Below are 18,484 nucleotides of genomic sequence, written 5' to 3' on the forward strand. Positions count from 1 at the left end.
CTCCTGCAACCCTTACTTATTCATCACTGAACTACAACATGATTGGTTGGGAAGGTGCTGGTGCAGTCAATGGTAAGAACATCGAAATCAATGGTTCAACTGTAACCTACCACAAAAATGATGGTTATAACTATGCTGATGATTACAATACGGAGGATAAGGTTGGAGTAACATGGGATACTTCTGACTCACCTTATCAATACAAGGGAGCTGCGCTGGGTGTCTTTAAAGAAGGGACAGCATTCTCGACTGATTTTACTCAATGGGATGGTTATGCAACTCCAGCAGGACAGACATACTGGTTTGCCTTAAACACTAAGGTTGTAGCGCCAGTTGTTGAAGTTCCAGCTACAGCAACCATTACTAAAACAACTGTGAAACCTGTCAAACCTGAACCTGTATCAGCTGAATTGGTCAAAGCGAAGAATCCAGTCAAGCCAACCTTGGCGCTTAAAACTCTTTCTGAAACCAAAAACCAGAAATTGTCTGCAAGCTATCACGGCTACAAGTTGCAGTATAAGCCAGTTGTCAGCAAATCTGTAGCAGATACAGATAAGACCAACACAAATGGTCAAACAGTAGTTAAAAACGCTACTCAGACCTATACATTGATCCATGACAATATCTATTCCAATGTGAAAAAGGGTGACAAGATTACCATCATCGATCCTCTTGAAGCTGGGGCTGTTCCTGATGTAACTGTGACGAAAGCAGCTGCAGAGAAAGCGGGATGGACTGTTTCATATGATGCAGGAAAGAACACTTATACCTTTACTGCAACCTACGAAGGGAAACGCTTAGAAGCTCCAGTGATTACCTGGAAGCCTGTCTATGACAAGGGCTTCTATGATAACACTTATAAAGTGTTAGTGAATAACTACGAGGTTTACTCTAATCCAGTCACAAACTACACACCACCAGCCCCAAAACCAGTTAAAGCTGTCTTGGATCGCTCTGGTAAGGATATCAATAGTGCGACAACATTTGACCGCAACGTGACCTTCCGCTTGATGACAGATTACAGCCCTTACGCTAAAACCATTGCTTCAGTGAAAGCACTTGGCAAGAAGTTTGCTATCCTGGATGATGTTCAAGACAAAGCCTTCACAGTTGACTACAGCAAGATCAAGATGACTGCTGCAGGTAAAGATGTAAAAGACTTGTTTGACATGTATCACGTCCTTTCAGACAAAGGACGTACAGATGCAATCAATAAAATCCTGAAGGAATTGAACTTGAACCCTAAAGGTGAGTTCTATCTTTGGACACCGAAGAACTCTCAGAGTTTCTACCAAAATTACGTGAAGCAAAATAAAAACGTGACGATTGATCTCCCAGCTAAGCTCCTGGTTAAAGCAGGGGAGAAAGTTGAAAATAGCTTTAAGCAAATCGACTTTGGCAATAGCTATCAATCAAACCTTGTCACTGTCTCGGTTCCCGATGTGAAGCCAGAGAAACATGCCCTGGATCAAAAGGATAATAAAAAGTATTGGATGGCCAAGAAGTACAGATTGGCCAATACATCCGCTATCTACTTGATGGCGTAACCGTGCCTACTAAACACGACAGCCTCTTCCAATATGATGGCAGTGACCAGTTGGATGTGGTTCATGATCGATTCACAGGCAAGTGGGAAGGTATTATCAAGGGGACAGAGTACACAGCTGCTAAAGACTTGGTTCTTCCTTATGACGTTATCCTGAAGGATGGTAAAGTTATCAAAGCTGGTGACAAGATTGTCAAAGGTACACCTTATGCCTTCTTGTTTAAAGTGAACCAGGATACGGATCCTAACTTCCTCAAGAAAATCGTGACCGTCAAATGGGACGAGAAAGCAGGCAAATGGTCTTACGTTATCAATCAAGACTTCCTAAACTCTCTAGGAGTTAAAGGAACCTTTGATGCAGACTTCTATCTAGAAGTCGAACGCATCGCAGCTGGGAAGGTTGAAAATACCTTTATCAATACAGTCAATTTACAGGAGATGACGGCGAAAGTGACAACCACAACGCCAGAACCTCCAAAACCAGAGCCTAAAGAACCAGGCAAGCCACAACCGCAGCCATCACTTCCAAATACAGGAACAGCAGCAAGCATGCTTCCAACTTGGGGAATGTTTTTGGGATTGTTGAGTCTTGCAGGAGCAGGGCTTCGTAAGCATAAAAAATAGAACATCTAGAAATTCCCCCTCATCTATGGTATAATGAAGCCATAAAAAAGAGGGGGAAGAGAGATGAGAAAGGACACGAAAATGGATGCACATGTGACTAGAAGTGGATATAGATACTACACTCCAACTCAAAAAAAATCAGAAGTCACTAAGCCTGAAGAAGAGAAGAAGTGGAAAAAAGGCCTCCGTTGGCTAGGAAAAGCCATCTGGTTAGGAATAAAGAATCTACCGAGTGTAATTGCGAGAGCTGCTGTTTTGATGGTTGCGACTCCACTCATGTTTCTCCTCTTTATCTTTAATCTGATTAAGAGCTTGATTGCGACAGCAATTGGTTGGTTTGTGTTTAAGGTGGTAGTTTCATTATTGGTTGTAAGCTATTGGGCGTTTTTTACAAAGGAAGGTACACTTCCAATTGAAGTAGAAACCTGGTATACTAACTGGGTCTTTCCTCAGGGTGTTCCAATCTATCACTGGTGGGAAACGACTATCATCGTTGTCTTAGCTGTAATTACAGCCCTCTCTCTAACCTTTCGTCCAACGGATGAAACATAGTATTGAATAAACAATGTAGGTGCTAAGGATTTTTTAGCACCTTTTTATAAAAAGAAAGTGAGAAAAAAATAATGGATGCAGTTGTAGATTTTATTAACAAAATTGGAAATATCGGTGGGATTATCGGTATTGGTTGGGCCGCTTGGGGTGCCTGGGACTTAGCAGTAGGAATCAAACGTGAATTGGATGACAAGAAGGATAAAGGGATCCAAAGTTTGATTTTAGGCGCTCTTCTTGGTGCCGTCCTAAAAGCACTTTTTACAGCTTTAGCAACAGGTCTTCAATCTCTTGGTTAGGATGAAGAAGAAAGAGGAGGTGGTTTTATGAACCAATCCACACTTGATCAACTAACCATGAGTCTGAAAGACTATAATGAGACAGCTTATCAGCTGATGGAGACAGTTTCAGGTTCGATGGAGAAGGTGGCAATTTTGCTTCTTCTCCTTTTTATGGGGATCAACCTCATGAATTGGCACCAACAACTTAAAAGCAATGGTGGGGAGCTGTCTTTTCAGCTTTGGATTGAAGAAATCCTCAAGTATGCTATTGCACTCTTTTTTATCCTCTATGTGGATGCGATTTTTGATGCCTTATCTTGGTTATTCAATGTTATTATCAAATTAGTGGCTAAAAATGCCACAAATCCATTCAGTTCAGAACTACCAGACTTAAAGGGGGTTAATGCCATTGCAAAAGCTATGCTCCAGTTTATTTATTGGGTTGTTGATTTTGTTGGTCAGATATCAACTAAGTTGTTGATCCTGTTACGCTCTTTTACCCTTTACACGTATAAGGGAATCGCTAAAATTATTGTCGCTTGTTACATGGTGGATAGCTTACGCCCAATCTGTCTCGGTTTCTTCAAGCTCTATGCTGCTGCTGTCCTTCAGGGATTGATTTTAGTGGTTGTGATCATGCTTTATCCAGCTATTGTAACCAATGATCTCTTGACAGTTGATAAGACTGGAGCCTGGACAAGTGCTTTAATTGCGATAGCTAAAGGAATTATATACATTGTCATGCTATTTGGCAGCCAACGCATGGCCAAGAATATCATGCAGGTGAACTAGGAAGGAATTTGCTAAAAAGGTACTGAAGAAAGGAACAGAATGACACGTTTAGGCAGTGAATTTTTAAAGGCTTTAGATAGCTACGAAAGGCCAGTTATAGGGTATATGACACTGAGACAGTTAGTGCTACTATTTGGGATAGCATTGACAGTAGTTGTCACTACCATCCTCTATTGGCTGAAGGCACCTGATATAATCCTTTATGGCGTTGATATTTTATTATTAGCGCCTTTTGTTATTTTCGGGTGTTATATTGATGAAAAAATTAAAGATGAGGTTCGTTTCCTTTTGACTAAGCAGGAACGCTCTTATCAGACAGATTATGACAGAAAGGAATATACAAGAAATGAATTTATTCGGCCGAAAGAAAACCCCGAAACTCTCTAAGGAAGAACGGGAACGGGCCAAACGTCTAAGACGTACCATGACGGCATCTACACAGAATAGCCTTAATTATCAATGGTTGATGCCTGATGGGCTCATGAAAATTACAAATGATCAATTTTCAAAGACCTATCGCCTAGGTGATACAAGCTATATTACTGCGACAGATGATGAGCGAATTGATATCATTGAAACAAGCGCTGATATTTTTAATTCGCTGGATATTGACAATGATATGCAGCTATTGATCCTAAATCGTCGGGTAGAAAGCAATAGCTTATCTTCTATCCGCTATGATTTAGTTGGAGATGGATATGACGATTATCGTAAAGAATACAATGCGATGATCAATGATCGTTTTTCTCAGGAACAAAATACCTTCAAAGTAGAAAAATATCTGACGATTACAACCCAAACAGACCAGGATCATCAAGCTAGAAGAATCCTCAATGATACAGCCAGCGTTATTGAAAGTCAATACAGTGGCTTAGGAATCTCCTTTAAGGAGTTAGAGGGATTAGATCGTCTTCTTATCTTCCGAAAAATCTTGAGGCGAGAAGGTTTTATTGATTTTAACTATGAAGACATCGCTATTTCTGGATTATCCACTAGGGACTTTGTAGCTCCAAACTATCTGAAGTTTGAAAAAGATCATATGAAAATTGATGATTGTTTCGCAAGGGTGATGTATGTTAGACAATATCCTACCTTCTTGAATGACAAACTGATTAAGAATATCCTGGATACAGGAATTGAACTGGCTATCAGTCTGCATGCGAAGCCCTATGATACTGCAGATGCCCTGAAGAAAATCAAAACAGTTAAGTCAAGTGTACGTAGGGAAATGATCAAAAGTCAGAAGGCTGCAGCAAAAGAAGGTTATGGAAGTGACCTGGCTGTTGGTGGGAAGGCTGTGGAGACATCTCGTGAAACAGAGAAATGGACTGAAGAACTCCAGGACAATGACCAAAAAATGTTTTCAGGTGTGATGACGATTTTCTTCATTGCTGACAGTCTGGAGGAGTTGAATATCTACACTGAGCAGGTTCAACGATCTGTCCGTAAGAATACGGTAGAACTGGATAAGTGTTACTTGTACCAGGAAGAATCCTTGAATACGATTCTACCGATTGGGATTCCATTTATCAACGTAAAACGCCGTTTTATGAGAGATATGACTACCAGTAACTTGGCCACACAAGTCCCATTTACCAACGTAGATCTTCGATCTAACAGTCCACGTGCAATTTATTATGGCCAGAATCAGCTATCTAAGAACGCTATCACAGTTGACCGTAAGAAAGACTTGAATACAGGTTCAGGTTGTATCTTTGGAACGTCAGGATCAGGGAAGTCTGTTCTTGCTAAAGGTGGAGAGATAATTCCTACAACTCTACGTTACCCTGAAGATAATATTATTATCGTCGATCCTGAAGATGAGTACACTGGTATTGGCCGAGAATTAGGTGCAGAAATCATCACAATCGCTCCTGGATCGCAACATCATTTTAACTTGTTGGATCTTCCTGATAAGGATAAACTGCAGGCAGAAGATAGTGACCCGATTGGCCAAAAATCAAACCTCTTATCAACCCTGTTTGAAAATATATTTTCTGAGGTATCAGACGATGAATTTGCGATGATTGACCGTGTAACGAGAAAGACCTATGAAGAATTGGAAAAACCAACATTTAAGGATTGGCAATCAGTTTTAGAACGTCAACCTGAAGATGTGGCCAAGGAGTTGGCGCTGAAGGCAGAACCTTATACTATTGGATCAAATGATATCTTTGCACACCCTACAAACGTCAATATGAATAGTCGCTTTATTATCTTCAATCTCAAGCAGTTGAGTGGTAAATTGAAGCCATTTGCCCTCCTGGTGATTCAGGACTTTATCTGGAACCAGGTAGTCAATAACCAAGGTAAAACCATTACATGGTTGTACTTTGATGAGTTGCAGCTCTACTTCAAGAATAAACTGCAAGCAACCTTCTTTACAGAGCTATACTCACGTATTCGTAAGTACGGGGCTATTCCAACAGGGATTACACAGAATCCAGAGACTGTTTTATCTACAGAAGAAGGTAGAAAGCTAGTCGCAAACTGTGAGTTTCTAGCCCTCCTGAAGTTGAAGCGGACAGACCTAGAAGCCCTGGAGCAGGTTATTCCTCTTACGCCTTCACTGGAGCGATTTGTCTTGCGGCCAAAAGCGAAAGGTACTGGTTTGATCGTGGCTGGGGATACGATTGTCCCATTTGAAAATCCTATCCCTAAAGATACCAAACTGTATCAATTGGTTGCGACAGATGGTTAAAAAAATAGAAAGAGAGGTAATTTCTTTTGTCTAAAAGTAATCGCAAACAATTAAAACAGGAACGCAAGCGGAGAATCAAAGAAGGAATAGCCCTCAATGCTGAAAAAAAACCTAAAGAAGCACGTTTAGACTCAAAAGTTGCATTTAAAGAAGCTAAGAAGAATTATCGCTTAGCGAACAAAGATTATAAACTACACAAAGGACCTCAAGCATCAGCTAGAGGTCTTTTCTTTAAGCAACAACGTGATCGAGCAAAGTTGGAAAAACAAATTGCAACAACGCTCTATAAACGAGCTAAAAAAGCTGATGACAGTTATATCCCTAACCGCCTAAAGAAACGTGCAAAACAAAGTGCTCGAATGAAAGCGAGACACGACGTTGAGAAGACAGTCAGAGATAATGAGATTCTTGGAGACTGGGTTCAGGCGAGGCAAAACATTCGTCAATTTAAGTACCAGGTAAACGCTTCTAAAAGAGCGTTAAATGCTGTAGGAAAGTTATCCAAGTATTCAATCAAGCACAGCTATGGACAGCTTAATAGAAGCTATAATTTCATCAGAGGGCGAGGGTATACTCGAACACCAAAAGAGTTCTCCTGGGAAGGAAAACTCAGCAAAAAGATGAAACAGGCCAGAAAGCGACTTGCACGTTCAAAGTTTGGGAAGGTGTCAAGAGGGACAGGAAAGGTTTTGAAGGTTGCGACAAAGCCCCTGCGTTCCATCTTATCCAATCCTTTAGCTGTCAAGTCCTATTTCTTAATGTTCCTCATCTTTGCAGTATTTGGGGCATTTATGGCCATGTTTGGAGGAAGTGGTCCTGTCCAACAAAATGAATTTGACCTGAACAAGTCCTGGCTGCAAATTAGTAAACGAGATCGAGAGAAGTCAAATGATAAGGTAGACTATTGGACAAACATCGATGACATGATCTTTTTCATGAACTTTCGCTACGGTAGTGAGTGGAAACCAGAAAGTAACTGGAATGAGGGGACTGGTGGTGAATGGGCTGGGATATTAGGTTTCAATCACTATTCGGATGCCTTGAATGATCTTTGGAATCATTTGAATGATGACCCTCACAACTTGAAAAAGATGGCTGACTTATATGGCCCCTCGTCAGATCTCAAGTGGACTAAGTTGAGTGATAGCGAGTTAGAAGAGTATAAAGATCTAGAGAATTTGACTAAAGAAGTTGGTCGATACCCCTCTTATCAAGAACTAGCTAATCCCTTTTACCAGGAAGACGACCCTTCTTATCAAGCTCCTTTAGTTATCCTGAAGCGGTTTGGTTATACCTCTAAGAGTGAAATCTATGAGAAAACACAACTAAAAGCTTCAACAGGACAAGCTCTAAGAGCTCCTATTGACGGTCAAGTCAGTGTGACAGATGATACTACTGTATCCATCAAAACAGATAAAGCCATCTTTACTTATGAAGAGGTAGGAAATATCCGTGTTTCTGACGGTGATCAGGTCAAAGCTGGAGACGAGGTTGGGAAGGTAACGGCAAATGGTTGCCAGGTCATTCAGTATCAAAAACTGGAGGAAAAAGAGACAAAGGATAAGAAAGAAAAGTGGACATCAGTCAATCCAGGCTTTTACTTTCAATCTGTCACGTACAATCAGACAACCTCAGTCATTACTACACTTGATGGTGATTTAGGACAAAAATCACGAGCGATAAAAGACTACTTGAAGCAAAAGGTACCAGGGCTGACAGATAATGGTTTGGCAGCCATGCTTGGAAACTTTGCAACTGAAAGTAATATCAATCCTAAACGTGCTGAAGGAGATTATCTTAGTCCGCCAGTAGGGGCTGATTCTTCTTCCTGGGATGATGAGTCCTGGTTAGCTATAGGAGGACCAGCGATTTATAACGGAAGATACCCAAATATTCTTCGACGAGGTTTAGGATTGGGACAGTGGACAGATACAGCGGATGGCTCCACGAGGCATACTCTATTATTGAATTATGCAAAATCAAAAGATAAAAAGTGGTACGATTTAGACCTGCAGTTAGATTTTATGTTGGAGGGGGATACTCCTTACTATATCACTGAATTGACATCGATTCTAACTAGCACAGAAGACGTGGAGACACTTACAGAGCGGTTCCTGGTTAACTGGGAAGGGAACTCTGGAGACAAGGTCCTAGAGCGCCAAAATAACGCTAAGCAGATCCACGCTTTTCTTACTCAACAAGTTCGAGGAGGTGGAGCGTTAGCGTCTTCCTGGAATTTCCCTGAAGAGTATAAGTCAAAAGTGGAACACCCTCCAACACAGGCTTCTATGACTACACAACAAGGAAGCGGTTATGAAGTGGGACAATGTACTTGGTATGCCTATAATCGTTTAGTTGAACTAGGAACGATTACAGACTTATCAGGAGCTTATGGTTACCTTGGTAATGGTCAGGATTGGGTGGCAAGCCTAGTCGCAAAAGGATGGCGGTATAGTACAACTCCAACAAAAGGAGCTGTTGTATCAGTAGTAGGTGGATTTGGTGGGACACCAGATGTATACGGCCATGTTGCGATTGTGGAAGCTGTGAATCCAGACGGTTCATTCCTCGTTTCAGAATGTAATATCCAAGGAGTACAGGATAAAGTACATTTTTCTGTCCTATATCCAGCTTACTACTATTCGTTTGCAACACCGAATTAAAAAAGAAAGAAGGTAAATCATGAAAATGATAGATATGGAGAAATTGAAACTCCTGAAAATAGGAGGAATCCTTATAGGAGTTGTGCTAGTTCTAGGATTCGTATTCTGGATTGGAGCAGCAACCTCAGCCCAAAATAAAGCTAAACAGGAAGCTGAAACAACGCAACAAGAAACTAAAGCAGAGGGAAGCGAACTAACGCAAGAATATGTAAAGGAATTTTTGACGGCTTACTTCAATAAGCAGGATCTTGGAGAAAATAGAAACCGCTATTTGCCCTATATGACAGAAGCTGCTTACAATCAGGAAGTGAACTCTGAAGAAGAACCAACGGTACAAACCTATAAGGGCTATGTAGTGGATACACAGATGAAGTCTTCTACCATCTACATCGATCAAGAAAATAATGTTGCCCTAGCTCAAGTGAGATACACTCAGACACAGTTACAGAAGAAGTATGATTATACTAACGCCCAAACAAACGTAGGATCTTCAAGAACCATACGGATTCGCTTCAGCAAGCAAGATGGGAAATACCTGGTAAATCATATTGACCCCATTTTGATTGTGGACAGCTTGAACGCCAGCGAAAAGGCGAGTATTCCATCGTTAAACAAACCAATCACTAACCAAACACAAAGTACAGAAGGGAAAAAGGAAGAATGACAAAATTAGAAACTTTGGAAAAACAAAAACAGAAAGCGGAAGACCGCTTAGCTGACTATATGGCCAAGGCCAAGAAGGAAGAAGAGAAACTGCAGCAGCTAGAAACTCAAATCATTCTGGCCAAACATGAGGAACGGTCAAACTACTTGGCCAAACATAATTTAACCTGGGCTGATATTGAAACAGCTCTTGCTGAAGGAAAATTGAAAGGAGCTGAAAAACATGTACCGTTTAACCAATCTGACACAAAACACGACCACAACGTATAAGAATCGAGACCTTGTTTATCAAGCCCTGGAGCGAGAAAATGCCAAGGCTAAGCATCAGGAGGCAGAGGCCGTTTTATTGGTAGAGGAGCTGGATAAAAAGAATGTAGTGATCTATCAAGAAGATGTCTATTTACCGTTTGAGGGAATCGCAGACAGCCTCTTCCTGAAGCCTGGTACATTGAATAAACAGGAGGCTGCACCAAAAGAAGCAAAAACCTCTTTCTTTAAGCGCCAGCCAAAAACAAAACATCAAGAGAAGACTCCTGAAGAAAAAGCTGAAGCCTCTTCCTTGGAACATGAAACTCCCAAACCTCGAACCTCTTCTAAACGCTCTTTTTGGGTGTATTTAGGAAGAGTTTTGGTGTTATTGAGTCTAGTAGGAAGTCTGACACTTGCTGGCTTATCACTTACGCTAGTTTACCATCAAGAAAAGCAACTCTCGGCCGTATCCAAGGAACTTTCAAATCTAAAAACCATTCAGTCAAAAACAGGGGAACTAGATGCCTTTTCACGTTACTTTTTGCCAGCCCTTTACTCTGATAAAGGGAAAATGGCTGATTTCGTAGCTCCTCAATTAACGATAGATAGACAAGCAGGTCAACTGCAGTCTGTGATTTTGGAATCTAGCTTGATTGTTGATGAAGCAACTTATCAGCTAACCTATGTAGTAGCCGTGAAAGACGGTGAGAACAGAAGTCAGAAACGCTTGGTAGTTACTGTAAAGGAAGAACCTTCAGCACCTTACGGATTCCAGGTTATTGCTAATCCAGAACTGTCCAATTATCCAAAATAAAGGAGGTCTTACATGGATCAAGAAAAAGTCAGTCATTCTCTGGCGTTAAAAGGAAAAGTTACTCTGGAGATGACGATACAAGCTCTGTATGCCCTCGCAAAAGCCCACTATGACAAGAAACAACATAAGGCAGCAAATCGAACTTTTGAAGGGGAGACACGTTTTAATGACTTTATGGCCACAAAATCAAAAAAAGATGTTGAGAAGTTATTAAATAGTGAAGTTCACTTGGCTAAGTTGAAGCATTACCTGGAGGAGTATAAGGTAGGTTTTACTTATCATCAAAAAGATGATACAACCTATCTCTTCTTTGAAACAAAAAATCGCACCTTGGTAGAAAAGGCTCTCAAAGAAATGTTAGCAGACATCACGAAAAGCCCAGAAAAATTGGAAGAGTTTGCGAAAAAGGTGCTGAAGAAACCACATGAAATGACTCCTGAAGAGAAAATCAACTACTATAAAACAAATAAGGTCTATAAGGGAATGATGCCTGTAGTTACGAAGGATATTGGTAAGGAGAAAGCACGATGATTAGAAAACCTATATGGCCCTATCTGGTGGTGGGGCTATTTTCATTTGTTATTTTCCAGTCCTTTTACCATTACTACCAACTTTCGACTGCAGCAGTACCTTTCATGGGAATGTTGCGACTACGTTGGTTGCTAGAACACTGGGAACGCTTCTCTTTCGGTGTTTTCTTTGATTCAGGAGCCTTATATGCAGGGTTGATTGGCTTTGGCCTCCCAATGCTTGTCTATGCTTCTATGGATAAGAATTTATATCGTCAGGGAGAAGAACAAGGTAGTGCTCGTTTTGCGACTTTGAAGGAAATGAGACGGTTTGAAGACGTTGATTTTGAGAAGAATATGATTTTTTCAAAACAGGTCAAAATGGGCCTATTTAACTTTCGCTTAGCTTACAATGTCCAGCTCAATAAAAATGTGATTGTCATTGGTCTTCCTGGAGACGGTAAAACCTTTACTTTTGTATTGCCAAATTTAATGCAGATGAACTCAAACTTTGTTGTGACAGATCCAAAAGGAAACCTGGTACACGAAGTTGGGAAGATGCTTGAAAAAGCTGGCTTTGCTGTTAAAATCTTTGATTTGATTCGGCTCATGAATTCAGATCGATTTAATCCTTTTCATTACATGAAGTCTGAGCTAGATATTGATCGTATCTCTGAAGCAATTACTGAGGGAACGAAGAATAGTGAGCATACTGGAGAAGACTTCTGGGTTAAAGCAGAGTTGATGCTTCAACGGGCATTGATTGGTTATCTCTATTTTGACTCTAAGGATCCTGAAACTGGAGTCCAGTTATATATGCCAAACCTGGGCCACGTTGCAGATCTATTAAGAAATATGTATCGAGAGGATCCAGATGTACCAAGCCCTGTCGAGCAGATGTTTGAAGAACTGAACGAACATCAACCTAACAACTATGCTTATAAACAGTGGAAATTATTCCAAAACTTCAGAGGCGAGACAAGAAACAGTGTGGTAGCGATTTTGTCTTCTCGTTATTCTATCTTCGACCACGAAGATGTCCGAAACTTGATTAGTGAGGATACCATGGAAATGGATACCTGGAATACGAAAAAGACAGCCGTTTTTATTGCTATTCCTGAAACCAATAACGCCTTTAATTTTCTTTCCTCAATCTTGTTTGCGATTGGTTTTGAGGTTCTTACACATAAGGCTGATGATATCTTGCAAGGGAAAGTACCTGGCTACAGTAGAAAAAATCTTCGCCACATTCAGTTTATCTTCGATGAGTTTGCACAAATTGGCCGTATTCCAAACTTCGCCCAGGTCCTCTCTTCTATTCGTAGTCGTGAGATGTCTATTAAGATTATCATCCAAGCTGTCAATCAGCTAGAATCACTTTATAAAAGTGATTGGAAGACCATCTTTAATAACTGTGCTACTCACCTATTTTTAGGGACAAATGACAAGGATACGATGGAATACTATTCTACAAGGTCAGGTAAGCAGACTATACGTACTAGATCCACCTCAAAATCGCATAGTTATCGTAATGGATCATCAAGTGAAAATAAACAAATTCAAGGCCGTCCCCTTCTAACTCCAGATGAAGTCGCAAGAATTGGGGTAGAAGAAGGATTGGTCTTTATTTCTAAACAAAATGTCTTCAGAGATAAAAAAGCAAGTGTCTATGATCATCCTAGAAAAGATGAGATTGCAAGTTCTCCTGAAGACAAAGAAAACTGGTACGAATACACTCGAAAAGGAACAGACATCGATGGCTTGCTTTTATATGCCAACGATTTGACACCGCAGCTAAAAGAATTATTCGTGGCCTAACATACAGAAAGGACAGTAGGATGGAAACACCAAAAATACAATTAGGATACCTGGAGAGTATCTCACAAGTTTTAGCACTCAAGCTAGAAAACTTAGCTACAGAACGTTATGCTATTTGGCAGCTATTCCAACAGGCAGATGAGGGGACTTTTTATCAGTTAGCCCCTCATCTTTTTGTGACAACGAGTCAGGAAGATCCAATAGTTGTTAGTGAACTAGATGCAACTCCTGAAGGTTATCTTTTATTCAAGGAATTGGTCGAGGAGGAAATAGGATGGTTTTAACAAAAGCACAGGCAAAATCGCTGGATATTTTAGAAGTAGCTCGTAGCCTTGGAATGGAGATGAAGCGAAAGTCGCATCGAGAGTATTATTGGGCCGAGCATGACTCATTTAAGATTGATACTGTGAAGAATACCTGGCATTGGTATTCTCAAAACCTCTTTGGCGATACTATCAATCTCGTACAGCAAATGCAAAATGTCAGCTATAAGGAAGCCATGGTATTCTTAGAGACAGGTTCCTTCCCTGAAGCAAAACCAGTAGAGGAAGAACGTAAACCTTTCAACTATACACTAGCACCTTATGAGCAACCATTTGTGGAGGCGAGAACCTATCTCAAGGAGATTAGAGGTCTCTCTGATGATACAATCGACTTCTTCCTGGAAAAGGGAGTATTAGCCCAAGCTAAACGTAAGGATAAAGATGGTGTTATAGAAGATGTCTTGGTTTTTAAATACTTGGACAGAAATCAGCAACTGGTAGGTGCAAGTCTTCAGGGGCTTGTTCCTGATCAAGAACGCCATCCAGGGAAGGGGTACTTGAAGCAAACCATGTATCAATCAGAGGGTATCAGTGGTTTAAACGTTTCTATAGGCTCTCCTAAGCGTTTAATTGTGGCAGAGGCACCCATTGACCTTATGAGCTATTATGAGCTTCATAAGGACGAATTAAACGATGTTCGACTGGTTGCGATGGAAGGATTGAAAGAGGGAGTTTTGTCTCACTATGTTCTTGAAATGTTACAGGAGCGAGGGGATATTCCTATGGATGAAAGGGATTATACCAAGTCCAGTGAGCTAACACGTACCTCAAGATTCTTATCTGTTGCAGCGGAAACTTCCACACTTTTCCAAGACCACAAATACGATGATCTTATCACGCTGGCAGTTGATCGTGATAAAGCAGGTACAGACTTTATGACGAAACTACGGGAGAAAAATATCCCAGTTGTCGATGCAAGACCACCAAAACGTGAGGGCCAGGAGAAGACGGACTGGAATGAGATCCTGAAGCAGGAAAAACAACTGGAGCAAACGGAGGAAATTCAAGCATCAAGTAACTTTCCTGATACCAGCCACCTCTCTCCTGAAGATGCAACATGGTTGAAGGAGAACTGGAATAATATTTCTTTTTCTGTTCAGTCGACTAGACCCTCTGAAACAGATCCAACCAAGGAAGAAAAACATATTCCAGGCAATCAAGAGTTTATTGCCAATACAGAGGAGAATGCTGGAAGATTGATGAGCTATGAAGAGGTAAAACGGGAAAATGAAGCATTAACAAAGAGTTTAAATAATCGGATTCAATCTGGAGAATTATCAATCGAATTTGCACCAGATTTCTATCTGTATGATGTCTTTGCAAAGTTAGGAAATAGCCATCCTACAAAATATCTCAATGATAAGCGAATGGAAGTATTGTCTCCTATTCGTTCACTTTTAAGCTCTATTGATGATCGAACGGTTGATTTATACAAGAAAAAAGGGACTCCAGAGCAGGATTCCTTGTATCAAGCATTGAAACCTCATCAGAGAGCTTTGGGAGTAGAGATCTCAACCCAGTTTATTGGTGAACTTGCTATAGCAGCCTACAATACTAACAAGCAGATAGAAAGCCTGTCAAGTGACAGTTTTGGTGTCTATTTTGGTGAAAGAACTCTTGATAATCTTTCACAATCGGTTGAGCGAATGCTGGAGTATCCATTGATTGAATCTGGGACAAGAGACTTTGCCTACGGTTTTGTGACAACACCAAATACATTGTTTCACTATCTGGATGAGCAAGAGGGAGAAGTGGTTTTAAATCGAGAATTATTGGATAACTTGATGTCACGTCTTGATACTCAGCCCATTAAGATCATGGAGACTTCAGAAGAAAAAGAAAAGTCTCTTGAGGGTGGACAAGAGACTACTAATAATTCTGAACAAAACAAAAAGGCTGAGACAAAACTCGGGGATTTTCCTGAAGAAACTCAGGGGGCAGCACCTCTACCAGAAGCGAATATATCGCAACCTTTGAATGACTTGTCACCAAGCCAAACTCGATCTCAACCTTTACTTCATTTTAGCATAAATGAGGAAAGAAAGTCAATTCATAAGGATAACTACCATCCTATTTCAGATAAAGACTTGCTAAAACTAAACAGATATGCTCCTCATCTTCAAAATGCTGCTCAATGGTACTTAGAAAATATAGCAGATTCACAAGTTACCTATTTTTACCAGGATGGTGCAGATACAAATAGCCTTGCTATCTCCTATAACAAAGAAAGTTTCATGCACTTAACAGGTATTTTTCCTTATAGAGAAGGGCAAACTGCAGGACAGACTTTATTGGATTTTGCTGCTGGAAATGGACAATTTGATAATATTTTGATTGCCAACAGAGGTGCTGCATTTGATAAGTTGAAAGTTCTCCCTGAATTACCTGCCATAGTAGATGCAGAGTCCTTTTATTTTGGAGACTTATCAGATGTAGAAAAGTTTCATAGCCTAAATTTGGATAAGGCAATTCGTTCAAATGACCAAGATGTTTTACTTGCTTTTAGGACAGTAGATGGTACAGTTCTACCAGCTAGTCTTATGCGATTAAGAAAAAGCCTTAATCTTCTACTAGATCAGACAAACCAGGAAAAGATTATTTTAGGTGTCTTTAGAGAGCGAGATGGTCACATCGAGCAGCTTTCAATCAATGAAGAATATGTTAAAGACAAAGGTGCAGAAATGCTATCAGTTTTGAAGAATAAGCAGTATGAAGAAGTTTCTAAAGAAATTGAACAATCTACTCCTGAGAACACACTGAATAGCCTACTACTTGATTCGGCTACGTTTACTCAAGTCCTAGATACTGTCTATAATTTAGGTGTGCCAGGTGATATCTCAAAAACTCCAGAAGAATTTCATCAAGCCTGGAATCAGTATCTTGACTATGCAAAACAGCACAATGATAATTTTGATCAGATTGTTGCTGCAGCTGGTGCAGATCATCTCCTAGATACAAATTCAGATTTTTATAAAGAATGGCAACAAGATCACATCTATAAGGAGAACTACCATGTACGTCTTCAATGGGCTGAGGAGCGACCAGATGGACCTAAATTGCCATTTAAAGAAACCGAGCTGATATCTTATCAAGATTTCGCTAGGGAGCTATATAAGGCCAACCAGAGCTTTTATCAGTTACATCAGGAAGGGCTAAAACAAGTGACTGGTGGTCACCCAGAAGGCTACATCTCTCCAACAAAGGTCCAGTTTAGTATCTACGCTCCTGATGGTGAACTGATCCAGGATAGCATTCGTTACAATATCGGTGAGGAGATTAACCCAATTGCTCATAAAGAAAGACTTGGAACACGAGAAATGAGGGAGCACCCAGAATTGATGAAGATAGATGGGACCATATTCACTCAGTATCATCTGGAGAGATTGGCGAGTGAGTTAGATATTTCTCAGTTTAGTTACGCTTTGGAAGATACTCCTTACGCAGAACAACTTTTATCTCAAGTACCTTATGGAGTGTTAGAAAATAGTCCGATTGGTTTTTCGGATAGTAGTCATGATAGTCGTCTAGGATTTATTTCTTTTGATGGAATGGATAGTGTTGAGGTCGAAAATCTATCTGCTTGGTTTGAGAAGTTGGGTGTCAAGGACTCACCTATGGAACAAGTGGCTCTTGTAGAAAAATGGCAAAAAGAAATTAAAGAATTATCAGAAAAAGTTGAGCAAACGATCGCCACAGTTCGAGATGAATTTGAGAAATTACAAGAGGAAGAAATCAAGCTAGAAGAACAAAGCTACAACAAGCAGGAGTTGGAACATGATGCGGATGCTGACGGTGTTTCTGATGAGGAGGAGTTGCTTCAGGGAACGAATCCGTATGATTTTAGATCGAAGCCAGGTTCTAAACCAGAGGTCGAAGAGGGTCTACAAGCGGAAGAAGTTGTTTTAGCAGCAGGCAGTCTTGCAGTTGCAGATTTTATTCAAAATAAAGATATGGCAGGATTAAGTCGTCATCTTAAAGAAGGGATTAAGGAGTTTCTGGATTCAGATAAGTACAAAGACTATCTAACGAAAATGAGCCAACTAAATAATTATTCTAATCGCAACTTGCGCTTAATTCTTGCACAAAATCCTGAAGCAAGGCAAGTAGCTTCTTTCAAACAGTGGAAAGAAAACTTTGGTCGCTATGTGAAAAAAGGTGAGAAGGCTTTACGTATTTTTAAACCTATGACGAAGATCAAAAAGGATGAGAATAACCAACCAATATTGGATAAATATGGGAAACCAGAAACAGTTACATTCTTTGGTTTGGTACCAGTTTTTGATGTTAGTCAGACAGAAGGAAGGGAGATGCCAAAAGCTGCAGAAGTGAAAGAACAGTTGACTGATTTGGACTATGCAAATCTTTACCGTGCCCTAATGGCTATTGCAAAAGAAAATGATGTATCGGTTCGATTTGAAGAGATGGAAAATAATAAACATGGATATTATTCTGTCCCAGAAAATCAAATTGTTTTACGTAGTAATGAGATGAACAAGGCTCAAATTATTAAAACTTTCTTACATGAAATGGCTCATGCAGAGTTGCATCATGCAGATAATCCTCAAAAGGAAAATCTAACTAGAAGCACCGCTGAACTCCAGGCTGAAAGTGTCGCTTATGTCGTTTCTTCATACTATGGTATTGATACGTCAGAGTATTCCTTTAACTATCTATCTGGGTGGTCTGCTGATAAGGAGACACTTGCTGATTTAGAAGCACAGTTGGATATTGTCCAACAAGAAGCTAAAAGTTTAATGGTTCGGATGGATCAAGCATTGGAACAATTAAGATTGAGTCAGGAGAAACAAACGAAGCGTAGTTTTGAACAAAAACTGGAGAAGTTTAAAGATCAGAGTAAGCAGGCTGTCGAAGATCACAAGCAGGAGTTGAAAGCAGATGCACAATCAAAAAAAGAGAAGGGTTTCTCGAAATGACCGAACGGGACACCCCAA

General features: G+C 40.3%; 13 protein-coding genes and 1 pseudogene. All 14 read left to right on the plus strand.

What is annotated here, in order from left to right; all coding sequences use genetic code 11:
* Positions 1-2,170 (plus strand): annotated as a pseudogene (locus SORDD24_RS04370) (SspB-related isopeptide-forming adhesin); the annotation flags it as partial.
* A 63-nt stretch (positions 2,171-2,233) separates the two neighbouring features.
* Positions 2,234-2,722 (plus strand): hypothetical protein, encoded by a 489-nt coding sequence (locus tag SORDD24_RS04375; RefSeq protein WP_061407917.1) that lies wholly within the window; start codon positions 2,234-2,236, stop codon positions 2,720-2,722.
* A 71-nt stretch (positions 2,723-2,793) separates the two neighbouring features.
* On the plus strand, positions 2,794-3,018 hold the full coding sequence (locus SORDD24_RS04380) for a hypothetical protein (RefSeq protein WP_000340303.1): 225 nt from the start codon (positions 2,794-2,796) through the stop codon (positions 3,016-3,018).
* A gap of 27 nt (positions 3,019-3,045) precedes the next feature.
* A complete protein-coding gene (locus SORDD24_RS04385; RefSeq protein ID WP_061407920.1) occupies positions 3,046-3,792 on the plus strand; it encodes a hypothetical protein in 747 nt (248 codons plus the stop codon).
* Positions 3,793-3,831: 39 nt separating this feature from the next.
* Positions 3,832-4,179, plus strand: a complete 348-nt coding sequence (locus SORDD24_RS04390; protein WP_000197454.1) for a PrgI family mobile element protein — start codon at positions 3,832-3,834, stop codon at positions 4,177-4,179.
* Complete coding sequence (locus tag SORDD24_RS04395) at positions 4,139-6,493, plus strand: VirB4-like conjugal transfer ATPase, CD1110 family (protein ID WP_061407923.1); 2,355 nt, start codon at positions 4,139-4,141, stop codon at positions 6,491-6,493. The genes SORDD24_RS04390 and SORDD24_RS04395 overlap by 41 nt, the downstream gene beginning before the upstream one ends.
* Positions 6,494-6,519: 26 nt before the next feature.
* Positions 6,520-9,156, plus strand: coding sequence for a phage tail tip lysozyme (locus SORDD24_RS04400; protein ID WP_061407925.1), 2,637 nt, complete (start codon positions 6,520-6,522; stop codon positions 9,154-9,156).
* A 19-nt stretch (positions 9,157-9,175) separates the two neighbouring features.
* Positions 9,176-9,820: a hypothetical protein gene (locus SORDD24_RS04405; RefSeq protein WP_061407928.1), complete on the plus strand. Its 645-nt coding sequence runs from the start codon at positions 9,176-9,178 to the stop codon at positions 9,818-9,820.
* Positions 9,817-10,089, plus strand: a complete 273-nt coding sequence (locus tag SORDD24_RS04410) for a hypothetical protein (RefSeq protein ID WP_061407931.1) — start codon at positions 9,817-9,819, stop codon at positions 10,087-10,089. The genes SORDD24_RS04405 and SORDD24_RS04410 overlap by 4 nt, the downstream gene beginning before the upstream one ends.
* Complete coding sequence (locus SORDD24_RS04415) at positions 10,043-10,882, plus strand: hypothetical protein (RefSeq protein WP_061407934.1); 840 nt, start codon at positions 10,043-10,045, stop codon at positions 10,880-10,882. Before SORDD24_RS04410 ends, SORDD24_RS04415 begins: the two co-directional genes overlap by 47 nt.
* A gap of 12 nt (positions 10,883-10,894) precedes the next feature.
* Positions 10,895-11,413 carry a hypothetical protein gene (locus SORDD24_RS04420; RefSeq protein ID WP_061407937.1) on the plus strand — a complete coding sequence of 173 codons (519 nt, stop codon included), beginning with the start codon at positions 10,895-10,897 and terminating at the stop codon, positions 11,411-11,413.
* Positions 11,410-13,209, plus strand: a complete 1,800-nt coding sequence (locus SORDD24_RS04425) for a VirD4-like conjugal transfer protein, CD1115 family (RefSeq protein WP_061407939.1) — start codon at positions 11,410-11,412, stop codon at positions 13,207-13,209. Before SORDD24_RS04420 ends, SORDD24_RS04425 begins: the two co-directional genes overlap by 4 nt.
* A 20-nt stretch (positions 13,210-13,229) precedes the next feature.
* Positions 13,230-13,493 carry a hypothetical protein gene (locus tag SORDD24_RS04430; RefSeq protein WP_061407942.1) on the plus strand — a complete coding sequence of 88 codons (264 nt, stop codon included), beginning with the start codon at positions 13,230-13,232 and terminating at the stop codon, positions 13,491-13,493.
* A complete protein-coding gene (locus SORDD24_RS04435) occupies positions 13,484-18,466 on the plus strand; it encodes a PBECR4 domain-containing protein (RefSeq protein ID WP_061407945.1) in 4,983 nt (1,660 codons plus the stop codon). Before SORDD24_RS04430 ends, SORDD24_RS04435 begins: the two co-directional genes overlap by 10 nt.
* The last annotated feature ends 18 nt before the right edge of the window (positions 18,467-18,484 follow it).

This window comes from Streptococcus oralis (genome assembly GCF_001579175.1).
Lineage (GTDB): Bacteria > Bacillota > Bacilli > Lactobacillales > Streptococcaceae > Streptococcus > Streptococcus oralis_O.

Excerpts from the sequence above, each read along its gene's own strand:
- SORDD24_RS04375 (WP_061407917.1), top strand. The coding sequence starts at position 2,234 with ATGAGAAAGGACACGAAAATGGATGCACATGTGACTAGAAGTGGATAT.
- SORDD24_RS04380 (WP_000340303.1), top strand. The coding sequence starts at position 2,794 with ATGGATGCAGTTGTAGATTTTATTAACAAAATTGGAAATATCGGTGGG.
- SORDD24_RS04385 (WP_061407920.1), top strand. The coding sequence starts at position 3,046 with ATGAACCAATCCACACTTGATCAACTAACCATGAGTCTGAAAGACTAT.
- SORDD24_RS04390 (WP_000197454.1), top strand. The coding sequence starts at position 3,832 with ATGACACGTTTAGGCAGTGAATTTTTAAAGGCTTTAGATAGCTACGAA.
- SORDD24_RS04395 (WP_061407923.1), top strand. The coding sequence starts at position 4,139 with ATGAATTTATTCGGCCGAAAGAAAACCCCGAAACTCTCTAAGGAAGAA.
- SORDD24_RS04405 (WP_061407928.1), top strand. The coding sequence starts at position 9,176 with ATGAAAATGATAGATATGGAGAAATTGAAACTCCTGAAAATAGGAGGA.
- SORDD24_RS04410 (WP_061407931.1), top strand. The coding sequence starts at position 9,817 with ATGACAAAATTAGAAACTTTGGAAAAACAAAAACAGAAAGCGGAAGAC.
- SORDD24_RS04415 (WP_061407934.1), top strand. The coding sequence starts at position 10,043 with ATGTACCGTTTAACCAATCTGACACAAAACACGACCACAACGTATAAG.
- SORDD24_RS04420 (WP_061407937.1), top strand. The coding sequence starts at position 10,895 with ATGGATCAAGAAAAAGTCAGTCATTCTCTGGCGTTAAAAGGAAAAGTT.
- SORDD24_RS04425 (WP_061407939.1), top strand. The coding sequence starts at position 11,410 with ATGATTAGAAAACCTATATGGCCCTATCTGGTGGTGGGGCTATTTTCA.
- SORDD24_RS04430 (WP_061407942.1), top strand. The coding sequence starts at position 13,230 with ATGGAAACACCAAAAATACAATTAGGATACCTGGAGAGTATCTCACAA.
- SORDD24_RS04435 (WP_061407945.1), top strand. The coding sequence starts at position 13,484 with ATGGTTTTAACAAAAGCACAGGCAAAATCGCTGGATATTTTAGAAGTA.